This is a genomic window from Cupriavidus sp. PB-02 (assembly GCF_058252315.1).
Window position 1 is genome coordinate 443,015 of sequence record NZ_CM177695.1, and the last position, 18,988, is coordinate 462,002.

Consider the following 18,988-nt stretch of genomic DNA (forward strand, 5'->3'; position numbering starts at 1 on the left):
CGTCACTCGCGTTCACGGTCCGCCTTCAGCAGCTTGAGCCGCGTCTGCCCATCGGGCGTGAAATGCGTCCCGAACCGCACCAACCCCACCCGATGCAGATGGCAACCCATGGTGAAGCTGAGCAGCATGCCAGGCTCGGTCTCGTCGATGGCGAGGTCAATGGCCTTCAACCTCGGCTCATAGCGCAGCAGTGTGGTCTCGATCTCGTGCTTGAGCGTGTGCGCCGAGGCCGGCAGATGGCGGTAGATTCTGGACAGATCGCCCAACCCATAGTCCGGCAGGTGCGCGAGGCCGCCGCGGCGGCTGTTGAGAATGCGCTGGATATTGTCCTGCACCGACAGGAAGGTCTGCGTCGCCGCGTCGAATTCATCGACCGCAACACCGTTGGCGAAGTATCCCGTCACGGCTTCGAAGAGTCCCGGTCCGCCACGCATCACGCGCCCGCCTCGGTTGCCGCCACCGGCTCTTCGAAGTGCAAGCCGATGCCGTCCCCCTCGGAGAACGACAGCCGGATCGACTTCGGCGCCTGCTTGTCCGCCATGCGCACCAGCAACTCCCGCGACAGCACCGGCAGGATCTGCTGATCGAGCAAGCTGTCGATGTTGCGCGCGCCGGATTCGGGCAGCAGGCAGGCCCGGACCAGTTCCGCCACCAGCGCGTCATCGCACTGCAGTGGCGCGCCGAAGCGGCGCGCGATCCTGCCGGCCACCCTGCCGAGCTTCATCCGTACGATCGTGGCCATGGCCTCGGCCGACAGCGGGCGATACACGATGGTCTGGAAGCGCGCCAGCAGCGCTGGCTGGAAGTGATCGACCAGAAGCGGGCGGATTGCCTCCATCAGGGTGCTGGTCGGGAGTTCGGTACCGGCCTGCACCGCGGTATCGGTCGCCGCGAGCAGCTGCTCGCTGCCGAGATTCGAGGTCATCAGGATGACGGTGTTGCGGAAGTCGATCACGCGGCCTTCACCATCGCGCATGAAGCCACGGTCGAAGACCTGGTAGAACAGGTTCAGCACGTCGCGGTGGGCCTTCTCGACTTCGTCCAGGAGAACAATACTGTAGGGGCGCTGGCGCACCGCCTCGGTCAGTACACCGCCTTCGCCATAGCCGACATAGCCCGGCGGCGACCCCTTCAGCTGCGAGACGGTGTGCGCTTCCTGGTATTCCGACAGGTTGATGGTGATGAGCGAACGTTCACCGCCGAACATCTGTTCGGCCAGCGCGCGGGGGCCGTTTCCGTCTTGCCGACGCCGGAAGGACCGACCAGCAGGAACACGCCAATTGGGGCGTGCTCGGACTTGAGCCTCGCCTTGGCCGCCCGCAGGCTCTTGCCCAGCGCGGCGAGCGCTTCGTCCTGGCCGACCACGGCGTGACCCAGGCGTGCCTCCAGTTCCAGCAGGGTGACCAGTTCGTTCGACAGCAGGCTATCGACCGGCACGCCGGTCCAGTCGGCAATCACCCGGGCAATGGCGGTCTCGTCGACTTCAGCGTGAAGCAGTGCGGCCTGCCCGTGCCTGGCCAGCGCGTGTGCGGCCTGGATCGGCTGCGCAAGGTCGCGGCGCACGGACTCGTCGGCGGTCGCCTGCCATTGGGCACGCAACGCGATCAGCGTCTCGGCAGCATTCTTCTGTTCGGCGAAGGCGCGCCCGAACTGGTCAAGCTCGATGACGAGCGCCGCCAGGCGGGCATCGATGGCCGCCAGCCGTTCGCCGACCTGCGCGCCGGTGGCTCCCTGGTCCTGCAGTAGGGCGGTGCGTTCGACCTCGAGCGCCGCGCATTCCGCTTCGCAGGCGGAGATCGCTACCGGCGTAGCCTCCAGGCTCATGCGTACGCGGGCGGCTGCAGTGTCGAGCAGATCGACAGCCTTGTCCGGCAGTTGGCGCCCGGTCAGGTAGCGGCGCGACAGGCGCACAGCGGCACTGACGGCCGCACCGGTGATGTGCACGCCGTGATGCTGCGCATAGCGGTCCTTCAGGCCGCGCAGCATCAGGCAGGCGTTCTCATCGTCAGGCTCGTCGACCTTGATCATCTGGAAACGACGCTCGAGCGCGGCGTCGCGCTCGAAGTACTGCTTGTATTCTCCCCAAGACGGCAGCTTCGGAGCCGTGGCGCAGCCATGGCAGCCATCCTTGCGCTCGCGGGATGCGGCGTCGGGGAGACGGTAAAGGATGGCACGGTGGAGGCAGCGAAGTGGGCTTTCACCACCCAGATCAAGACCATGAACCTCGACCTCACCAGTCGCACGTCACTAAATACAAACGGCGCCGGACAATCGCTGTCGACAGTGGTGCGGGTCTACCAGCTGAAGACGCCGCAGACCTTTGAGAAGCTGGGCTACGCACAACTGGAGACGAACGACCTCGAAGCTGCTAAAGCCGGATCTGCTTGCAACCAGGGACGTCATCCTGCGCCCCAATGCAAGCGTGAGCCTGAGCGAGCCAATGCATGCCGACTCGGAATATGTCGGCGTGGTGGCGTTCTTCCGCGGATCGGACAAGGAGGCAGTCTGGAAGCTGGTCGTGCCGAAGAAGCAGTGGAAAAAGACCGATCCGGTGAAGATCGAAGTGCGAGGCAGTACGTTGCAGCTGGCATAGCGCAGCGTTGTACGGCGGACGGGCTGCACGTCGATAGAGACCTGGCTCCAGCCACGACCGGCGGTTCGGGGAAAACCATTATTTGACACAGTATCAATATACCGTACATTATTGATGTGGTCTCAATTAATGAGGTAAAGGCTGGTAGTTCTCTCTGGTCACAGGGATGGCGCGGCTGCAAATCGCGAGACCGCGCGCCCCCGAGAGACACCATGACTGCTCCGGCGGGCGATTCCCATAACCGGAGGAGCAATGAAAAGATCCCTGTCCATCGCGGGCGCCATGCTCGCGGCGGCGACTCCGCATGCCCATGCACAATCGTCGGTGACCCTGTATGGCGTTGCTGACGCCGGCATCGAATACCTGAATCACGTTCCCGACGCATCAAGGCAGGGGGAAAACCTGTTTCGCGTGACCTCGGGCAATATTGCCGGCAGCCGCTGGGGCCTGCGTGGCGTGGAGGATCTTGGCGGCGGCCTGAAGGGTGTCTTCGTGCTGGAAGGCGGCATGGTGCTCGATACCGGCATGGCTTCGCAGGGTGGGCGTCTCTTCGGGCGCAAGGCCTACGTCGGCCTGGATAGCAGCACGTTCGGGCAGCTGACGGCGGGCCGGCATCACAACCTGATGTTCGACCTGATCATCTCGTTCGACCCGATGTTCTTTGCGCCCAAGTACTCGTCCTTCAGCCATGACCCGTGGCTCGCCGGGCGCGTGGACAACGCGGTGAAGTACACCGGCAAGTTCGGTGGCCTGACGGCGGCGGGCCTCTACAGCTTTGGCGTCGACTCGACCGTGGCGAATGGCTCCGAAGTACCAGGCAACAGCCGCGTCGGTCGCGATATGAGCGCGGGCTTCAGCTACCAGGCCGGCAAGTTTCGCATTGGCGGCGTGTACGACCAGCTCAACGGCAATTCGGCTGCCAAGGCGGGGCTGACCGAGCGGCGCTATGTCGGCGCCGCGGCCATGGATATGGGGCCCGTGACGGCCTACCTGGGGTATCGGCGACTGGTCAGCCAGTTGCTGGCATCGATGACGCGCACCGACCTGTACTGGGCTGGCGCGAACTGGAGCATTAAGCCGGCCTTTATGCTGACCGGGGCGGTGTACAAGACCAATGACCGCACCTCTGCCAAGGATCCGCTCTCGTTCGTGCTATCCGCCGACTACCGGCTCTCCAAGCGCACCGACGCCTATGTGACCGCGTCATACACCAAGAACAAGAGCGGCTCAGCGCTCAGCGCGAACGGCTATGACGGCTCGGTGGTACCGGGTGCCAACCAGATCGGCGCCGTGATTGGCATGCGCCACAGCTTCTGATCCCGCCTGCGTCTCCCGGCATCTTCTGTGCGGCATTGCCGTACTTTGGTGGCATGCGCCTGCAGCGCGTGCCACTTCTTTTCCGGGTGAGCTGCGACAGGGCAAGGTTTACCATTATTTGACACCATATCAAATAAAACCTACATTATTGAGACGGTGGCATTTATCACAGGAGACATCGTGACTGATCAAGACAAGGCGCAGGTGACAGCGGGCATGCGAGGTGCATCATGGGATGCGCGGCTGATGTCCCGTCCCTACCAGATGGTTCCCTATGCACTTGGCACGGCAGACGGCCAGCGCACGCTCGGTTTCCTGTTCACGGTGACCGGCAAGGAAAAGACGGTCGTCTCGCTGATGCATCCGCGTGAAATGGCGATCACCCACTACCTGGTGCCGTTCGTGCTGGATGCCGGCTGCGCCTGCTGGGTTCAGGGTCCGCGTTCGATCGGCAACGACCTGCGGCTGGAGCACGAGATCGCGCTGCTCGACGTCGCCGCCGGCATGACGCACCTGCGCGAGCTGGGGTACGAGCGTATCGTGTTGCTGGGCAACTCCGGCGGCGCGGGGCTCTATACATTCTACAACCAGCAGGCCCTGACGCCGCCGGAGCAGCGTATCGCACGAACCCCGGGCGGACGCCCCACCAATCTCGCTGAAGTGAATATGCCGGAGGTGGACGGCATGATCCTGGTGTCACCGCATCCCGGCCAGGGCAAGCTGCTGATGAGCGGCGTCGATCCTTCCGTGACCGACGAGGACGATCCCATGCAGGCCGACCCGTCCCTGGATCCGTTCTCGGCGGACAACGGCTTTGACGCCGCAAGCGGGCGCGGCAAGTACGAACCGGCGTTCGTTGAGCGCTACCGCGCCGCACAAGTCGAGCGCGTGGCGCGCATCGATGCGCGGGCCAGGCAGATGCTCAAGGCCAAGCAAGAAGCGCGGCAACGCATCAAGGCGGGCACCGGCACCGACGCGGACCGCCGCGTTGCCGCGCATGCGCCGATCTTCCAGGTCTGGCGCACGGACGCGGACCTGCGTTCGTGGGACATCTCGCTCGATCCTTCCGACCGCAAGACCGGTTCGCTGTGGGGCAAGGATCCGTTCGTGTCGAACTGGGGCAGCGTCGGCTTCGGGCGCGTGGTGACGCCGGAATCGTGGCTGTCGAGCTGGTCCGGGCTGTCGTCGAACGCCGCGCTGGACAAGACCATTGGTGCGCTCCACCAGCCGACCCTGCTGCTGGAATATACCGGCGACCAATGCACGTTCCCGGCGGATATCGAGGCGATCTACCGCCAGATCCCCAGCCAGCAGAAGCAATACATCCGCGTGCGCGGCAATCACCACGGCATGGCCCTGAGCCGGGACGAAGAGCCCGGCCAGCGCATCGCCGGCCGGCACATCGTTGAGTGGCTGCTCGAGAACATGGTGTAAGCCGCGCCAACCCAACAGAGCAGGGCGCCGTCCCCCCGACATACAGGCACCCGCTCCCACGATAACTAGGGTAGAGACACATGCTGCAGATCCACACCGTACGTCCGCCGCAATTGCTGGAGGGCGTCAGATATCCGGACGAAGAGCGCCTGCGGCGCTATGTCGCCGAAGGCGTGCTGACCGGCGAAACGCTGGCGGGCGCGTTCCAGGAATCGTTCCGGCGCCATGCCGACCGGCTTGCACTGGCCGGCCCGGAAGGCGAACTGACCTATCGCGAACTCGACGAACAGACCGATCGCCTGGGCGCGGCGCTGCTGGCGCTCGGCATGAAGCCGCTGGACAGCGCGGTATTCCAGTGCGGCAACTGCAATGAGTTGTTGCTGGCGTTCTTCGGCTGCCTGAAGGCCGGGATCATTCCGCTGTGCTCGCTGCAGGCCTTCCGCAAGCTGGAGATCGGCTACCTGGGCCAGCTTTGCGAGGCGCGCCTGCATCTCGTGCAGGGCGATGATCCCAAGTTTGACGACGTTGCTTTCGCCGAGGAAATGCAGGCGGAAGTGCCAAGCTTCGACTACATCCTGCAAGCGCGCGGCGAGCGTCGCGGCAGCGCAGCCCTGCTGGCGGACCTGATCCGCGACATGCCGCTGGACAAGGCGCGCGAGCTGCTGCGCGAAGTCAGCCTCGATCCCTTTCAGGTCGCCGTCTTCCAGCTCTCTGGCGGCACCACCGGCGTGCCCAAGATCATCCCGCGCTTCCAGAACGAGTACCTGTACAACATGCGCGCGGTCGCGGCATGCAACGGCTACACGCAGGACGACGTGCTGTTCTTCCCCACGCCGTGCATGCACAACCTGAACATGGGCTGCTTCTTCGGCCCGTTCCTGCTGACCGGCGCCACCGTGACCGTCACACCCGATATCGGCGAAGCGAACCTGCAGCGACTGGTGCGGGACTATCGGCCAACCTGGTTCGGCGTGGCCGGGCCGATCCTAACGCGGATCGCGCCGGAGCTGGCCAAGGCCGGCGCTGCGGAACGTGCGCGCCGCAACTTCATCTCGCCCAAGAACGGTCCTGGCCTGACCCGGCTCACCGGTTCGCCGACGCACCATATCTTCGGCATGACCGAAGGCGTGATCATGTTCGCGCGCCGCGATGACCCGCAGGAGATCCGGGACACCTCAATCGGCAGCCCTGTGTCCGCCTATGACGAAGTGAAGATCGTCCGCCCCGGCACCGAAGATCCCGTTGCAGACGGCGATGCCGGCGAGGCGCTGTTCCGCGGCCCCTACACCATCCGCGGCTACTACAAGTCCGAGCAGGAAGACGTCACGCGCTTCACGGCCGATGGCTTCTACCGCTCCGGCGACCTGATGTCGTCGCGCGTCGTCGACGGCAAGCGCTACTACTTCTTCTGCGGGCGCATCAAGGACGTGGTCGACCGCGGCGGCGAGAAGATCAACGCCGAGGAGCTGGAGAACGTCATCAACCAGCATCCCGCCGTGCTCGCCAGCGCGGTGGTGGGCATGCCGGACCGTATCTACGGCGAGCGCGTGTGCGCCTTTGTCGTGCCCAAGCCGCCCGCCACCAGCCTGACCCTGTCGCAGCTTACCCAGTACTTGCAGGAAGCGGGCCTGGCCAAGTTCAAATGGCCGGAGCGTCTCGAAGTGATCGGCGAATTCCCGCTGACCGCCTCCGGCAAGCTGAGCAAGGTCCTGCTGCGCCAGCAGATCACCCAGACGCTCGAGACCGAAGCGGCTCGCAGCACCACCACCGAAGGGACGTGATATGACCGAAGCGACTAACCCTGGCGCAGCGCCGTCCGTGCAGCTGCATGGCGTTCACCACACGGCGCGTCCCACCTGGAAGCTGGCCGAGACCGTGCATTTCTACCGCGACTTGCTGGGCCTGCCGCTGGTACACGCAATCTCGGCCAAGGGCTGGGGCCCGGACAACCATGCCGACTTCCTGCACTTCTTCTTCGACAGCGGCAACGGCAGCACCATCGCCTTCTTCTACTACATCGGCACCGAGCGCCCGGACTGGCTGACCGTGCGCGAGCACTACCAGGACCGCGCCACGCATACCGCCTGGCGCGTGCGCGACGAGGCCGAGCTGCTGCTGTGGCGCCAGCGCGTGGAGGCGGTCGGTATCCCGCTGCGCTACCAGATCCGCCACGAGGTGATCGAGTCGATCTACTTCAACGACCCGAACGGCTACCCGATCGAGATCACGTGGCAGGTGCGCCCGTTCAGCGAGGCCGACGCACTGGACGCGAAGCTGACGATCGAAGCTGCCATCGAACTGGAGAACGAGGCCAAGGACGGCAAGCCCTTCGGATCGATCGAGCCGGTGTGGCAGCGCAAGGCCGGCCAGATCGCCGCGCCGGCCGAATCCGCTGGCAAGGCATCGGTGTTCGTGCTGGACGTGCCGGAGTTCGCGGCGCTGATCGATGTCGCCGGCAAGACCGAGGGCTACGCCACCACCGCGCTCGGCAATGGCTACGTGCGCATCGACGGCAATCCCACCATCAGCTTCCGGCGCAAGGCGCTGGGCTTCAAGCCGGCAGTCTGGTACGGCGCGCTGACCGGCGGCCTGGCAGGCCGCATCGAGCAGTTCGACATGGATGCACTGGTCATCTCACCCGGGGACGCAAAATGAAGATCGTCATCATCGGCGGTGGCCCCTCCGGCCTGTTCCTGTCGATCCTGCTGAAGGAGCGGCTGGTTTCGGTCGACATCGATATCTACGAGCAAAACCCGGAAGACGCCACATTTGGTTTCGGCGTGGTGCTGGCCGATACCGGCCTGTCGAACCTGCGTGCCGCTTCACCGACCGTGGTCGACGAACTGGCCAAGGCAATGCGCTTCAGCGACCGCCATTCGATCGTCAGCCATGAGTTCCCGATCACGATGAAGCGCCCGGGCGCGGGAGGCGGCGCGATCCCGCGCATCCGGCTGCTGTCGATCCTGCAGGCGCAGGCGCGGGAACTGGGTGTGCGGATCACCTACAACAAGCACATCAGCGACTTCGCGGCGCTCGATGCCGACCTCGTTGTCGGTGCGGACGGGGTCAATTCACTGCTGCGCGCCGCGAACGAGGAGGGGTTCGGCACCAGACGCCGCAGCCTGACCAACCATTTCGCCTGGTATGGCGTGGAGAAAGCCTTTCCCAACCCGGCGCTGGTGTTCCGCAAGTACAAGGGCGGGTATTTCGTCGCGCACTACTATCCGTATTCGGACTCGATGAGCACCTTCGTTGCCGAGTGCGACCACCAGACCTGGATCGACTTCGGCATGGAGACGATGACGCAGGAAGAGCGCCAGGCGCTGTTCGAGAAGATCTTTGCTGCGGAGCTGGGTGGGGACAAGCTGGTGTCCAACAACTCTGTCTGGCGCCAGTTCCCGGTCGTGATCAACGATACCTGGCATGTCGGCAACCAGGTGCTGATTGGCGATGCGCTGACCAGCGCGCACTTCTCGATCGGCTCCGGCACGCGTATCGCCATGGAGGATGCGATCGCACTGGCGGATGCCATCGTCGCCTTTCCTGATGACGTCCAGGCCGCGCTGCAGCGCTACGACGAAGTGCGCCGCCCCGAGAAGGCCAAGCTGATCCGCGCGTCGGAGGCCTCGTACTACTGGTATGAGCGCATCCGCGAATGGATGGACCTGCCCACGCCGCATGAGTTTGTCTTCCGCTTCATGACCCGCACCGGGCGGGTCGACCTGAACCGGCTCAAGGAGCAATACCCGAACCTGCTGGCAGAGCTTACGGCAGCCGGCGTCTCCGTGGAAGCAGGGCAGCAGCCATGATCCGCGCGACCGAGTACGTCTTGAGCGACCAGCCCTTCGTGGTGCGCCGCACGGTGCGCTGGAGCGACTGCGACCCGGCCGGCGTGGTCTACACCGGCCGCTTCACGGACTACCTGCTCGGCGCGGTCGGCCTGTTCTCGGACCATATCGCCGGCGGCGCCGGCCGGCTCGGCGCCGTGCATGGCGTGGGCACCCCGTGCAAGGCCATGCGCTTCGAGTTCATCGGCACGCTGTGGCCGGATGATGTGATCGACATCGAGTGCTGGGTGGAAGCCATCCGCACGCGCTCCTACGATATCCGCTGCATGGCGCGGCGGCCCGAGGGCGCGGCAGTGTTCGACGCCACCTTCTCCCCGATCTGCGTACGGCTGGACGAGCGCGTCGGCACGCCCATCCCCGACTCGCTGCGCGCGGCGCTGTCGGCCTTCCTGCGACCCGCCGCAGCCGCATAGCACCGCCTTATCTCGCAACCATCATGCAATACAGAATCGGACAAATCGTTCCCAGCTCCAATATCACGATGGAGCGCGAAGTGCCGGCCATTTTCGCCGGCCGCATGCAGGTGCTTCCCGAGCGCTTCTCTTTCCATTCGAGCCGCGTGCGCATGCACCGGGTGGTGGCGGAAGAGCTCGAGAAGATGAACCGCGACATGGGCCGCTGCGCGCAGGAGCTTGCCGACGCGCGCGTCGACATCATGAGTACCGCCTGCCTGGTGGCCACCATGTGCATGGGCAAGGGATATCACCGGCAGGTGATCGAAGACCTGAACGCCGCCATCGACGGTGTGCCTTACCAGCCGGCGATCATGACCTCCGCCGGCGCGCTGGTGGAGGAGCTCAGGGACTTCGGCGCCAAAAGCATTGCGCTGCTCGCCCCTTACAGCGACGCGTTGACGCGCACCGTGGTCGAGTACATCGAAAGCGAAGGGATCGTGGTGAAGGACGCCATCAATTTCTCGATTCTCGACAACCTGGATGTCGGCGCGCGCGACCCGATGCAGTTGCTTGAAGACGTCAAACGGCTGGACTCGGCCGGCGTGGACACCGTAGTGCTGTCCGCCTGCGTGCAGATGCCCTCGTTGCCGGCGATCGAGCAGGCGCAACTGGCGCTCGGCATCCCGGTCACGTCGACCGCAGTCTGCACGGCGCGGCAGATGATGCGCCGGCTCGGGATCCTGGCCGAGGCGCCCAACGCCGGCGCCTACCTCGGCAGCAAGACCGGCCTCGCCTAGCGGTACCCAGGCTTTCCCGCCGCCGCCCGCAGAGGCGGCGCCACACCATAAACGGAGACAACCACCATGCAGCCTGCCCTCCAACCGGCGCCCCCGGCCGGGCGCTGGACCTATGTCGCGGTCATACTCGGCGCCGCACTGGGGATGCTCGCGGGCTACGCGCCCCTGTTCAATGCCACTGCCGGCGTGTTCGTGAAGCCGCTGGCGGCGGAGTTCGGCTGGGGCCGCTCGGAAGCCTCGCTGTCCTATGCCGCGTCGATGTTCGGGCTGGCCGTGGTCAGTCCGCTGGTCGGGACCATGATGGACCGCTACGGCATCCGCAAGGTGATCTCGGTCTCGGCGCTGGTGTTCGGCCTCGCCACCGCATGCATGGCGCTGCAGAACGGCAGCAAGGCGCTGTGGGTCAGCCTGTCGGTGGTGGTGGGGGTGTTCGGTGCGGCGACATCCGTGCTGGGCTACCTGGCTGTGCTCCCGCAATGGTTCGACCGGCGCCTGGGGCTGGCGCTGGGCATTGCGATGTGCGGGCTGGGCGCCGGCACGGTGCTGATGCCCGCGACCGCGCAGTACCTTGTGACCGGGTACGGCTGGCGCACGGCCTATGTGGCGCTGGGCATCGGCTCGATCATGCTGTCCCTGCTTGCCTGTGCGCTGCTGCGCGAGCGGCGCGCCGCCGGAGTTGGCCAACCGAAAGCGCAGGCAGCGCTGGCGGAAGGCGTGCCGCTCAGGCAGGCCCTGCGCAGCTACCGCCTTTGGGCCATCTGGGGTGTGTTCGTGCTCGGCTCTTCGGCCACGCTGTCGCTGGGCCCGCACCTGCCAGCCATGTTTGCGGACAAGGGCTTCAATCCCGCCGACGCCGCACGCAGTGCCTCGATGGTCGGTGTCGGCCTGCTGATCGGCCGGATCCTGACCGGTATCCTGATCGACCGCATCCATGCGCCGTTCGTTGCCTGTGTCTTCTTTATCGGCGGCGCGGCCGGCATCTACCTGCTCGGTTCGAGCAACGACTACCAGATGCTGCTGGTGGCGGCGACGCTGATCGGCCTGACGATCGGGGCGGAAGGCGACCTGATCTCCTACCTGGTCCGGTCGTACTTCGGGCTGCGGTCGTTCGGTGCGCTGTTCGGCGTCGCGTTCTCCGGCTACGGGTTTGGCGCGGTGATCGGGCCCATCGGGCTGGGTGCCTGGTTCGACCGGCACGGCAGCTACGGCGTGCCCTTCGTGGTGCTGCCCTACATGCTGCTGGTGGCGGGTGTGCTGACGTTGTCGCTCGGCAGGTATCGGCGGTCCTGCGCGCATGCCGGCAGCATGCCAGAGCCGGCCGGCGCCTGATTTTTCGAATGCGGGTGCGCCGGGGTAGAATTCCCAGGGCCGCAATTTTTCTGCGGCCGTGTGCCATCGACCGGTAAATCCAGGATGCCCGCCGCCCGCAAGTCTTCCGCCGACGCCGCCAGCAAGGCGCCCAAAGCTCCCGAGGTGCCCTCTGCGCCGCGCCGCCGTGGGCGGCCGCCCAAGACCGACTCGCCCATCGGCGCCGAGCCGATGCTCAGCCGCGTGGCCATCCTGCAGCACGCGATCAAGCTGACCAAGACCATGCCGCTGGACCAGATTTCCATGGTGCAGCTGGCCAAGGACTTCGGCGTGGCACCCGGCCTGATCCACTATTACCTCGGCGGCCGGGACCAGCTGGTTTCCGGCGTGCTCAACGACTACTACCGCCAGCGGGTAGGGCGCCTGCCGTCGCTGACCGGGGACTGGCGCGCCGATGTCGAAGCCATCGCGCGGCTGAGCTTCGAAGTGGCGGTGGAGAATCCCGGCGTCAGCATCTATGTCGCGTCGCACAACCGCTTCCGCCTGTTCCAGGACGTGGCACCGGGTGAGACCGACTACGGCATGGAGCTCTTCAATCGCATGACGTCGGCGATCATGCAGGGCGGCTTTACCGCGGAGCAGGTGGCGCTGGGTTACCACCTGATCGCGCAGTATCTGGTCTCCGCCAGCATGGCGGAAGCATCGCGCCAGCTGCCCGTATACCACCAGGGCTTTATCGAGAAGAAGCTCGATTCCGCGTCCGAGCTGCAATATCCTGGCGCGCGCTTTGTCAGCAAGGCTTTTTCCCGGCTCTCCTCCGATATCGCCTTCGAGGAGGGCTTGCGCATCACGCTCGACGGCATAGAAGCGTGGAAGCAGCAGAACCGCCAGCCGGCACGCAAGCCGCGCAGCAAGGCCGCCTGATCTCCCTTTCCTCGTTGTCCCATTCCGCCAGGGCGCGTCGTTCGTGACGCCGCCCTGACTTTGCTCGCATGCAGCGAGGTCCGGTAGTGGTAAGTCCTTATTTGAGATGACACCAATTAAATTAGAATTAATTGACGCTATATCAAATATTCATCGCCAATGACGCCCCCGGCGACGATGTGCTACATACGGGAGACAACATGAAACGTCGCGCCTGCCTCGGGCTGCTTCTTCTGGCCGGGTTCAGTGCCGCAGCCACTGCCAATGCTGCCGGCTATCCGGGCAAGATGGTGCGCATCGTCGTGCCATCGATCGCGGGCAGCGCCCCCGACATCATTGCCCGGCAGGTGGCCGAGCGGCTGACGGCAACCTGGAAGCAACAGGTCATCGTCGAGAACCGCCCCGGCGGCAACGGCATCGTGGCGATGAGCGCGCTGCGGCAATCGGCCCCCGACGGCTACACGCTGGGCCTGTTCCATGCCGCCGCCGCCGTCATCACGCCGATGATGTACAAGGAAGCGAAGTTCGACATCCAGCGCGACACGGAGGTGGCCGCCACCCTGGCCTACACGCCGATGATGTTCGTCGCCGACCCCAAGGCCGGGTACCAGAGCCTTGCCGATGTGCTCAAGGCAGGCAAGGCGCGCCCGGACGACATCACCATTGGCAGCCCGACCCGCGGCTCCGTGCCGCACCTGACCGCCGAGATGATGGGCCAGTTGCAGAAGACGAAGTTTCGGCAGGTCAGTTTCAGCGGCACCACCCAGGCGATCCAGGCCGTGGTGAAGGGCGATGTGCCGGTCTATGTCGACGGTATCGCACCATTGGTGCCGCTGGTGCGCAGCGGCCGGCTGAAGGCGCTGGCGGTCACCTCCGACACCGCACTGCCTGGACTGGATGGCATTCCGCTGGCGAAGGACGTGGCACCCGGACTGGTCGCCAAGGGCTGGTTCGCGATGTTTGCGCCCAAGGGCACGCCGGTTGCCGTGCTCGACGAGATCAACAGGGCGGTGAGCAGCAGTCTGGCGCAGCCTGCCTTCATCGAGCGCTTGAAGGACCTGGGCACGTATCCGATGGCGCAAGGCCGGGAACAGAGCGCGCGCTTCGTACAGGCGGAGAAGGTGCGCTGGGAGAAGGTTATCCAGGATGCGGGCGTGAAGCCCGAATGACGTTGGGAGGCGAGAAGCGGGAAAAGACGGAGAAGGGCAGGCCCGGGGCATGACGCCCGAACCGGCGGGCGCTCGTCTCCGGTCGGCTAGGGCAAATGCCTGCCCGGCATCGAGGATGCCGGTGCGCGCACGGTGCCCGGGCGCGCATCATGGCGCTCGGTGCTCCGCGTGCGTCCCTTGTCCCGCTTCGCCGCATTGAATGCGCGACTATCCGACAGGCCCCGATTCCCGTTGCCGTGCGCCGGGCCGGAAAAAGCGCCAATCCTGACTTCCTCGCCCATCCCGCCGACAACATGCTGCGCGTGAGCGGTTCCCGAGGCGGCAGCCATCATGGCCATTGCCATCAGGGAAAGCGAGTGGATCGTTTTCATGCGTTCTCCTCCATCCGTGTCATTGGGCGCCCGGCAGCAAGGGTTTGGCCGCGGCGTCATTTTGGCTGCGGAGGATAGTGCAAACAGATCCCGGTATATGTAATCGATTGTTAATGGGCGCCGGCCCGCCGCCTTGCCGCAGGCCGGGTGTGACCGGCATCAGCCGGGTCGCCGCCCATGAAAGGCATCATCCAGCAGCTGCCGGATGCCGGCAGCGTCCAGCGGGCGTGGATTGGGATACTGTTCACGCAGCGCCAGCTCGCATGCACGATCGAGATCTTCCTCGCGCATGCCGATATCGCGCAGCGCAACGGGTGCGCCCAGCGAAGCCGCCAGGTCAAACACCGCCTGCGCACCGCTGACGCTGTCGCGTCCCAGCGCGGCCGCGACGGCCGCCATGGCTTCCGGCGCCGCCGGCGCGTTGTAGCCCAGTGCATGCGGCAGCACGATCGTGTGCACCTCGGCATGGGGCAGGTTGTAGGTGCCTCCAAGCGTGTGGCAAAGCTTGTGGTGCAGGCCTACCCCGACGCTGCCCAGCACGGCGCCACAGAGCCAGGCCCCATAGAGCGCATCGCCGCGCGCCGCCAGCACCTCTGCGTCATCCTGCCCGCTGCCCCGTGCGATGACGGGCAGGGCGCGGCCCAGCGCCGCGATGCCGTCGCGGCACATCCATTCGCTGACCGGGTTGCGGTCCGCGGCGTACAGCCCTTCGGCGGCATGGGCGATGGCGTTGATCCCGCTGGTCACGCTGACCGGAACCGGCAGGCCGAGAGACAGGTCGGGATCGTAGATCACAGTGCGCGGCAGCACCCGCGCATTGCGGCCCGTGCGCTTGAGCCCGCCCTCGGTCATGCCGTAGATCGGCGTCATCTCCGATCCGGCATAGGTCGTCGGCACGGCAACGATCGGCAGCGCCGATTCGAGGGCGATGGCCTTGCCCAGTCCGATGGTCGAGCCGCCGCCGATCGCCACCACGCAATCGGCGCCAAGTTCAGCCGCGGTCGAGCGCGCCAGGCGCGCCTGTTCCACCGGCACATGCATGACCGCGCCGTCGAAGATGCCGGCGCAGCGCGCGCCCAGCACCGCCGCCGCACGTTCGGCCAGGTCGCGTTGCGCCGGTGTGCAAAGCACCAGCACCTTGCCGGCACCGAGGGTGTCGACCTCTTCGCCCAGCGCCGCGAGCGCGCCGGGACGGAAAACGATGCGTTGCGGGTGAGTCTGGTAGATAAACGGTTGCATGATGGGCGAGCACCTATTCCGTTGCGATATGGCGAGCCTTGATCAGCCGGCCCCAGCGTGCGGATTCTTCCTGGATCAGCTTGTTGGCCTGCGCGGCATCCCCCGCAATGACTTCGAAGCCGCCGTCCGCAAGTAGCTTGGCAATCGCGGGATCGCGCAGCGTGGCGTTGACCTCGGCCGCGAGCTTGCCGACCACGTTCGGCGGCGTCTTTGCCGGCGCGATCATCGCCACCCAGGAATAGGCCTCGAACCCCTTGTAGGCTTCGGCCACTGCCGGTACGGCTGGCAGTCGCGCATCGCGTTGCCGCGCGGTCACGGCCAGCGCGCGCAGCTTGCCGGCCTGTACGTACGGCAACACCAGCGGCAGGCTGGCGATCATCGAATCGACGTGGCTGCCGAGCAGGTCATTGATCGCCGGACCGCCGCCCTTGTACGGGGTATGGATCCCGCTGGTGCCGGCCGCTTCATGGAACAGTTCGGCCACCAGCTGGTTGGAACTGCCCGCACCCACCGACGCGTAAGACACGGCGTTTGGCTTCTTCGCCGCCGCCACGTAGTCTTGCAGCGTCTTGTAAGGCGAACTGGCAGGGACGACCAGCACCATCGGCGAGCGCACCATGTACGAGACGCCGGTCAGGTCCTTGTGCGAGGCGTACGGCAGTTTGGGATAGATATAAGGCTCGGTGGCGAAGGCATCGAACACCATGCCGATGGTGTAGCCGTCCGCAGCACTGCGCGCGATCTGCCCGGTGCCGATGGTGCCGCCTGCGCCAGCGCGGTTGTCGATCATCACGGGCTGCGCCAGCCGCTTGCGCAGTCCGTCCTGGACCTGGCGGGCGACCTTGTCGACCGTGCCACCTGCCGCATAGGGCACGATCAGCGTCACGGGTTTGGCGGGCCAGCTCTCGGCGCGAGCGCTGGCGGGCGCGGCCATCGCCACGGCGATCGCGGCGAGCATGCCAGCGGCCGTCAGGCGTCGCCGGACGTGGGGCATCGTCATCTTTGCAGTTGTCTCCATCGGGATCGGCTCCGTTGTCGGTCTTGATATGTCCGGCGCTTCACTTTTGCTTATTTCGCCAAAGCTCGCCGGTTGCGTTGGCCAGTCGAATGTTAAACTCGCCGCCATACACGCGGGAAGCTGATGTGCTCGCGCAACGCCTTTGCGAGGATCGCAAAAATGGAATCCGCTCGCTTCGCCGAAAACCTGGCCATCTTTGTCGAAGTCGCGCAGTCTGGCAGCTTCTCGGCCGTGGCTCGCCAGCGCGGCATGGTCGCGTCGTCGGTCGCCCGCCAGATCGACACGCTGGAGCGGGAGCTCGGCGTGCCGCTGTTCACGCGGTCCACCCGGGCGCTGGTCCGCACCGACGCCGGCGACCTGCTGTTCGCGCGGGCCACGCGCATCCTGCATGAACTCAGCGATACGCGCGACGCCGTCACCGCGCTGGAGCAGGGCGTCAGTGGCCTGGTGCGGGTAGCGTGCCTTCCCGCCTTCGGCCGGCGCCACGTGGTGCCGCACCTGGGCGCGCTCTACGCGCAATACCCGCGCCTGACCGTGGAGCTGGCGCTGACCGAGCGCGTGGTGGATCCCGTGGTGGAACGCTTCGACGTTGTGATACGTGTCGGCCAGCAGGCCGACAGCTCGCTGATTGCACGATGCATATCCGATCAGCGCTACATCATCTGTGCGACCCCCGCCTACCTGGCGCAACATGGACGCCCCGTCCATGCGGATGAACTCAGGCGGCACCGCCTCATCGATCGTGGCCACAGCACCAGCATGCGCGGCTGGCGGGAATTGCTGACACCGGCGCACAGCGCACAGGCAACCTTTGCGCTCGAGTGCGATGACTGTGACGCGCGCCGGCTGTCTGTGCTCCAGGGGCTCGGCATCGCGCTGATGCCAGACTGGTCGGTGGGCCCGGATATCGGCGCGGGCCGCCTGGTGGAACTCACGCTAGACGGGCTGTTGCCGCAAGCGCAGGGGGGCATCTACCTGCTGCGCGCGACGCAGCACGCCAGCGCCAAGGTCAAGGCCTTCTGCACGCACCTGACGGCGAGCATTGGCAGCCCGCCTAGCTGGCAGTTGGCGATGACGGGGGAGGTGGCGCTGGCTTAGGAACGCAAGGCTCAGAAGCGATGCCGCATCCCCACCCCGAACGCATCGCCATGGGATTGGGAAGTCAGCTTGTCGTAAAAGTAGGCCGCGTACAAGTCGGTGCGCTTTGACAGGTTGTAGTCATAGGCGATTGCCGCGGTATTCCTGCTGAAGTCGTTAGTGCCATGCCTGGTCCGGCCGTACGCGTATGACAGCAAGACGCTGCCAGCGCCAAGGGGAACCGAGGCGCCGAGCTGGGCGTTCGTGTGTCTGATGTCGCCCGCGCCCCCATTGATATCGGTCTTGATGTACTGACCCTGGGCAAACATCTTGACCACCTTGAAATCGTAAGACAGTCCGACCTGGGCCGCATTCTGCTTGTTGAAGCCAACCAGGGCGCTGGGAGCGGTGACGTCTCCTGGTGTCGCATTGAACTTGACTTGCTGGAACGCTGCCGTGGCTCCGAATGCGCCGTTGAAATAGGTCAGGTTTCCGCCCCACTTGCTCTGGCCGGTACTGCCGGCCTGCTCGCCGAAGGCGTAGATGAGGTTGGCGGTCAGGCCGCCGAACGTCGGCGTCGAGTACACGACGGAGTTCGACCAGCCGGAGTCGCCAATGATGCCGGGGTCGTAGACCTGTCCGTTGGTGGCGGCCTTGTAGGTATGAAAGATCGATGGCCCGAACGCGTACGAATCGACCAGCGGGTTGAACAGGATCGTCGACAGGAAGTATGGCGTGGTGTTGCGGCCCAGCTTGACCGTACCGTAGCGATTGCTCTGCAGGCCCACGAAGGCGCTGCGGGTGAAGAAGCCGTCAGTATCCGATCTGCCGGATCGCCCCGTATCGACGCGGTAGAACCCGTTCAGGTCGAAGATGGCACGCATGCCGCTCCCAAGATCCTCGACGCCCTTCATCCCCCAGTAGGACGTCTGCATACCGCCTGCACCGACGACCAAGGCGCGTTCCCCGCCCGCGGCGCGTGTGCTGCCGATGTAGGAATCGACTTGCCCGTACAGCGTCACGCTCGATTGCGCATTGGCATTGAAGCCTAGTCCCGCTGTCAGCAGGGCGGTGCACAGTGCAGCGTTGCGCGGTCTTTTGGCCATGATGTCTCCTCGTATTGATATGTAGTTGGTTGAAATAAGGAAAAGGGAGCCCGTGGCGGCCATGAGATGGCCGCCAGCCACAGCGACGGGGATGGGTGTAAAAAGGCGCTAGATCACTGCCGGGGCAGCGGCAAGCGGTGGCCGCGGACCGTGCTGATGACGCCCACGAGATTGCCGCGCGGTGTACTTCTTCCCTTCAGACGGCTACCGTCAGTGCCTTCAGGAGACCGGTGGCGTTATGTCGCGCCGATGCCCCCCATGCGCCTGGGACCAGCCGGCGGGGTTGGCAAGGAACGACGCCAGCTCGTGCAATGCAGCCGGCATCCAGCAAGGCCTGGGCGACGGAGGTGCCCAGGGTCAGTTCATTGCGACTCAATGACATATGGCAATTC

Annotated in this window: 16 protein-coding genes and 2 pseudogenes; 12 read left to right on the forward strand and 6 right to left on the reverse strand. The window is 65.4% G+C overall.

Annotated features, from left to right (window positions below):
• Positions 1-2: 2 nt before the first annotated feature.
• Together tssE and AC10V3_RS22775 are read right to left on the reverse strand one after the other, a co-directional pair.
• On the reverse strand, positions 3-434 hold the full coding sequence (gene tssE / locus AC10V3_RS22770; RefSeq protein WP_454752681.1) for a type VI secretion system baseplate subunit TssE: 432 nt from the start codon (positions 432-434) through the stop codon (positions 3-5).
• Positions 434-2,088: pseudogene (locus tag AC10V3_RS22775) on the reverse strand (AAA family ATPase); the annotation flags it as partial. The pseudogene AC10V3_RS22775 and the gene tssE, both read right to left, overlap by 1 nt.
• 27 nt (positions 2,089-2,115) lie before the next feature.
• Between AC10V3_RS22775 and tssJ the strand changes: the two are divergent.
• From tssJ to AC10V3_RS22830, 11 genes and pseudogenes are all read left to right on the forward strand, one after another.
• A pseudogene (tssJ, locus tag AC10V3_RS22780) lies at positions 2,116-2,593 on the forward strand (type VI secretion system lipoprotein TssJ).
• 252 nt (positions 2,594-2,845) lie between these two features.
• Positions 2,846-3,910 carry a porin gene (locus AC10V3_RS22785; protein WP_454752682.1) on the forward strand — a complete coding sequence of 355 codons (1,065 nt, stop codon included), beginning with the start codon at positions 2,846-2,848 and terminating at the stop codon, positions 3,908-3,910.
• Positions 3,911-4,090: 180 nt separating this feature from the next.
• Positions 4,091-5,344: an alpha/beta fold hydrolase gene (locus tag AC10V3_RS22790; RefSeq protein ID WP_454752683.1), complete on the forward strand. Its 1,254-nt coding sequence runs from the start codon at positions 4,091-4,093 to the stop codon at positions 5,342-5,344.
• Between the two features lie 80 nt (positions 5,345-5,424).
• Positions 5,425-7,125, forward strand: coding sequence for an AMP-binding protein (locus tag AC10V3_RS22795; RefSeq protein ID WP_454752684.1), 1,701 nt, complete (start codon positions 5,425-5,427; stop codon positions 7,123-7,125).
• A 1-nt stretch (position 7,126) separates the two neighbouring features.
• The gene (locus AC10V3_RS22800; protein ID WP_022537664.1) at positions 7,127-7,999 is read left to right on the forward strand and encodes a VOC family protein; all 873 of its coding nucleotides are present in this window, start codon (positions 7,127-7,129) and stop codon (positions 7,997-7,999) included.
• Positions 7,996-9,153 carry an FAD-dependent monooxygenase gene (locus AC10V3_RS22805; RefSeq protein WP_454752685.1) on the forward strand — a complete coding sequence of 386 codons (1,158 nt, stop codon included), beginning with the start codon at positions 7,996-7,998 and terminating at the stop codon, positions 9,151-9,153. Before AC10V3_RS22800 ends, AC10V3_RS22805 begins: the two co-directional genes overlap by 4 nt.
• Positions 9,150-9,605 carry an acyl-CoA thioesterase gene (locus tag AC10V3_RS22810; RefSeq protein ID WP_022537666.1) on the forward strand — a complete coding sequence of 152 codons (456 nt, stop codon included), beginning with the start codon at positions 9,150-9,152 and terminating at the stop codon, positions 9,603-9,605. The genes AC10V3_RS22805 and AC10V3_RS22810 overlap by 4 nt, the downstream gene beginning before the upstream one ends.
• A gap of 23 nt (positions 9,606-9,628) precedes the next feature.
• Positions 9,629-10,384 carry a maleate cis-trans isomerase family protein gene (locus AC10V3_RS22815; protein WP_022537667.1) on the forward strand — a complete coding sequence of 252 codons (756 nt, stop codon included), beginning with the start codon at positions 9,629-9,631 and terminating at the stop codon, positions 10,382-10,384.
• A 66-nt stretch (positions 10,385-10,450) separates the two neighbouring features.
• A complete protein-coding gene (locus AC10V3_RS22820; protein WP_022537668.1) occupies positions 10,451-11,713 on the forward strand; it encodes an MFS transporter in 1,263 nt (420 codons plus the stop codon).
• A gap of 84 nt (positions 11,714-11,797) precedes the next feature.
• A complete protein-coding gene (locus tag AC10V3_RS22825) occupies positions 11,798-12,616 on the forward strand; it encodes a TetR/AcrR family transcriptional regulator (RefSeq protein WP_022537669.1) in 819 nt (272 codons plus the stop codon).
• A gap of 200 nt (positions 12,617-12,816) precedes the next feature.
• Entirely contained in the window at positions 12,817-13,785 is a 969-nt protein-coding gene (locus AC10V3_RS22830; RefSeq protein WP_022537670.1) for a Bug family tripartite tricarboxylate transporter substrate binding protein, read from the forward strand.
• An 86-nt stretch (positions 13,786-13,871) separates the two neighbouring features.
• Here the strand turns inward: AC10V3_RS22830 and AC10V3_RS22835 are convergent, their stop codons facing one another.
• The 3 genes from AC10V3_RS22835 to AC10V3_RS22845 form a co-directional block, all read right to left on the reverse strand.
• A complete protein-coding gene (locus tag AC10V3_RS22835; RefSeq protein WP_454752686.1) occupies positions 13,872-14,156 on the reverse strand; it encodes a hypothetical protein in 285 nt (94 codons plus the stop codon).
• Between the two features lie 159 nt (positions 14,157-14,315).
• A complete protein-coding gene (locus AC10V3_RS22840; protein WP_022537672.1) occupies positions 14,316-15,395 on the reverse strand; it encodes a maleylacetate reductase in 1,080 nt (359 codons plus the stop codon).
• A 13-nt stretch (positions 15,396-15,408) separates the two neighbouring features.
• Complete coding sequence (locus AC10V3_RS22845) at positions 15,409-16,413, reverse strand: tripartite tricarboxylate transporter substrate-binding protein (protein ID WP_022537673.1); 1,005 nt, start codon at positions 16,411-16,413, stop codon at positions 15,409-15,411.
• A 159-nt stretch (positions 16,414-16,572) separates the two neighbouring features.
• Between AC10V3_RS22845 and AC10V3_RS22850 the strand changes: the two genes are divergently transcribed.
• Positions 16,573-17,511: a LysR family transcriptional regulator gene (locus tag AC10V3_RS22850; RefSeq protein WP_022537674.1), complete on the forward strand. Its 939-nt coding sequence runs from the start codon at positions 16,573-16,575 to the stop codon at positions 17,509-17,511.
• A gap of 11 nt (positions 17,512-17,522) precedes the next feature.
• On the opposite strand, the gene AC10V3_RS22855 is transcribed toward AC10V3_RS22850, so the two are convergent.
• Positions 17,523-18,596, reverse strand: a complete 1,074-nt coding sequence (locus tag AC10V3_RS22855) for a porin (protein WP_022537675.1) — start codon at positions 18,594-18,596, stop codon at positions 17,523-17,525.
• Between the last annotated feature and the right edge of the window lie 392 nt (positions 18,597-18,988).

Excerpts from the sequence above, each read along its gene's own strand:
- AC10V3_RS22835 (WP_454752686.1), bottom strand. The coding sequence starts at position 14,156 with ATGAAAACGATCCACTCGCTTTCCCTGATGGCAATGGCCATGATGGCT.
- AC10V3_RS22810 (WP_022537666.1), top strand. The coding sequence starts at position 9,150 with ATGATCCGCGCGACCGAGTACGTCTTGAGCGACCAGCCCTTCGTGGTG.
- AC10V3_RS22830 (WP_022537670.1), top strand. The coding sequence starts at position 12,817 with ATGAAACGTCGCGCCTGCCTCGGGCTGCTTCTTCTGGCCGGGTTCAGT.
- AC10V3_RS22850 (WP_022537674.1), top strand. The coding sequence starts at position 16,573 with ATGGAATCCGCTCGCTTCGCCGAAAACCTGGCCATCTTTGTCGAAGTC.
- AC10V3_RS22800 (WP_022537664.1), top strand. The coding sequence starts at position 7,127 with ATGACCGAAGCGACTAACCCTGGCGCAGCGCCGTCCGTGCAGCTGCAT.
- AC10V3_RS22805 (WP_454752685.1), top strand. The coding sequence starts at position 7,996 with ATGAAGATCGTCATCATCGGCGGTGGCCCCTCCGGCCTGTTCCTGTCG.
- AC10V3_RS22820 (WP_022537668.1), top strand. The coding sequence starts at position 10,451 with ATGCAGCCTGCCCTCCAACCGGCGCCCCCGGCCGGGCGCTGGACCTAT.
- AC10V3_RS22795 (WP_454752684.1), top strand. The coding sequence starts at position 5,425 with ATGCTGCAGATCCACACCGTACGTCCGCCGCAATTGCTGGAGGGCGTC.
- AC10V3_RS22825 (WP_022537669.1), top strand. The coding sequence starts at position 11,798 with ATGCCCGCCGCCCGCAAGTCTTCCGCCGACGCCGCCAGCAAGGCGCCC.
- AC10V3_RS22815 (WP_022537667.1), top strand. The coding sequence starts at position 9,629 with ATGCAATACAGAATCGGACAAATCGTTCCCAGCTCCAATATCACGATG.
- AC10V3_RS22855 (WP_022537675.1), bottom strand. The coding sequence starts at position 18,596 with ATGGCCAAAAGACCGCGCAACGCTGCACTGTGCACCGCCCTGCTGACA.
- AC10V3_RS22840 (WP_022537672.1), bottom strand. The coding sequence starts at position 15,395 with ATGCAACCGTTTATCTACCAGACTCACCCGCAACGCATCGTTTTCCGT.
- tssE (WP_454752681.1), bottom strand. The coding sequence starts at position 434 with ATGCGTGGCGGACCGGGACTCTTCGAAGCCGTGACGGGATACTTCGCC.
- AC10V3_RS22845 (WP_022537673.1), bottom strand. The coding sequence starts at position 16,413 with ATGGAGACAACTGCAAAGATGACGATGCCCCACGTCCGGCGACGCCTG.
- AC10V3_RS22785 (WP_454752682.1), top strand. The coding sequence starts at position 2,846 with ATGAAAAGATCCCTGTCCATCGCGGGCGCCATGCTCGCGGCGGCGACT.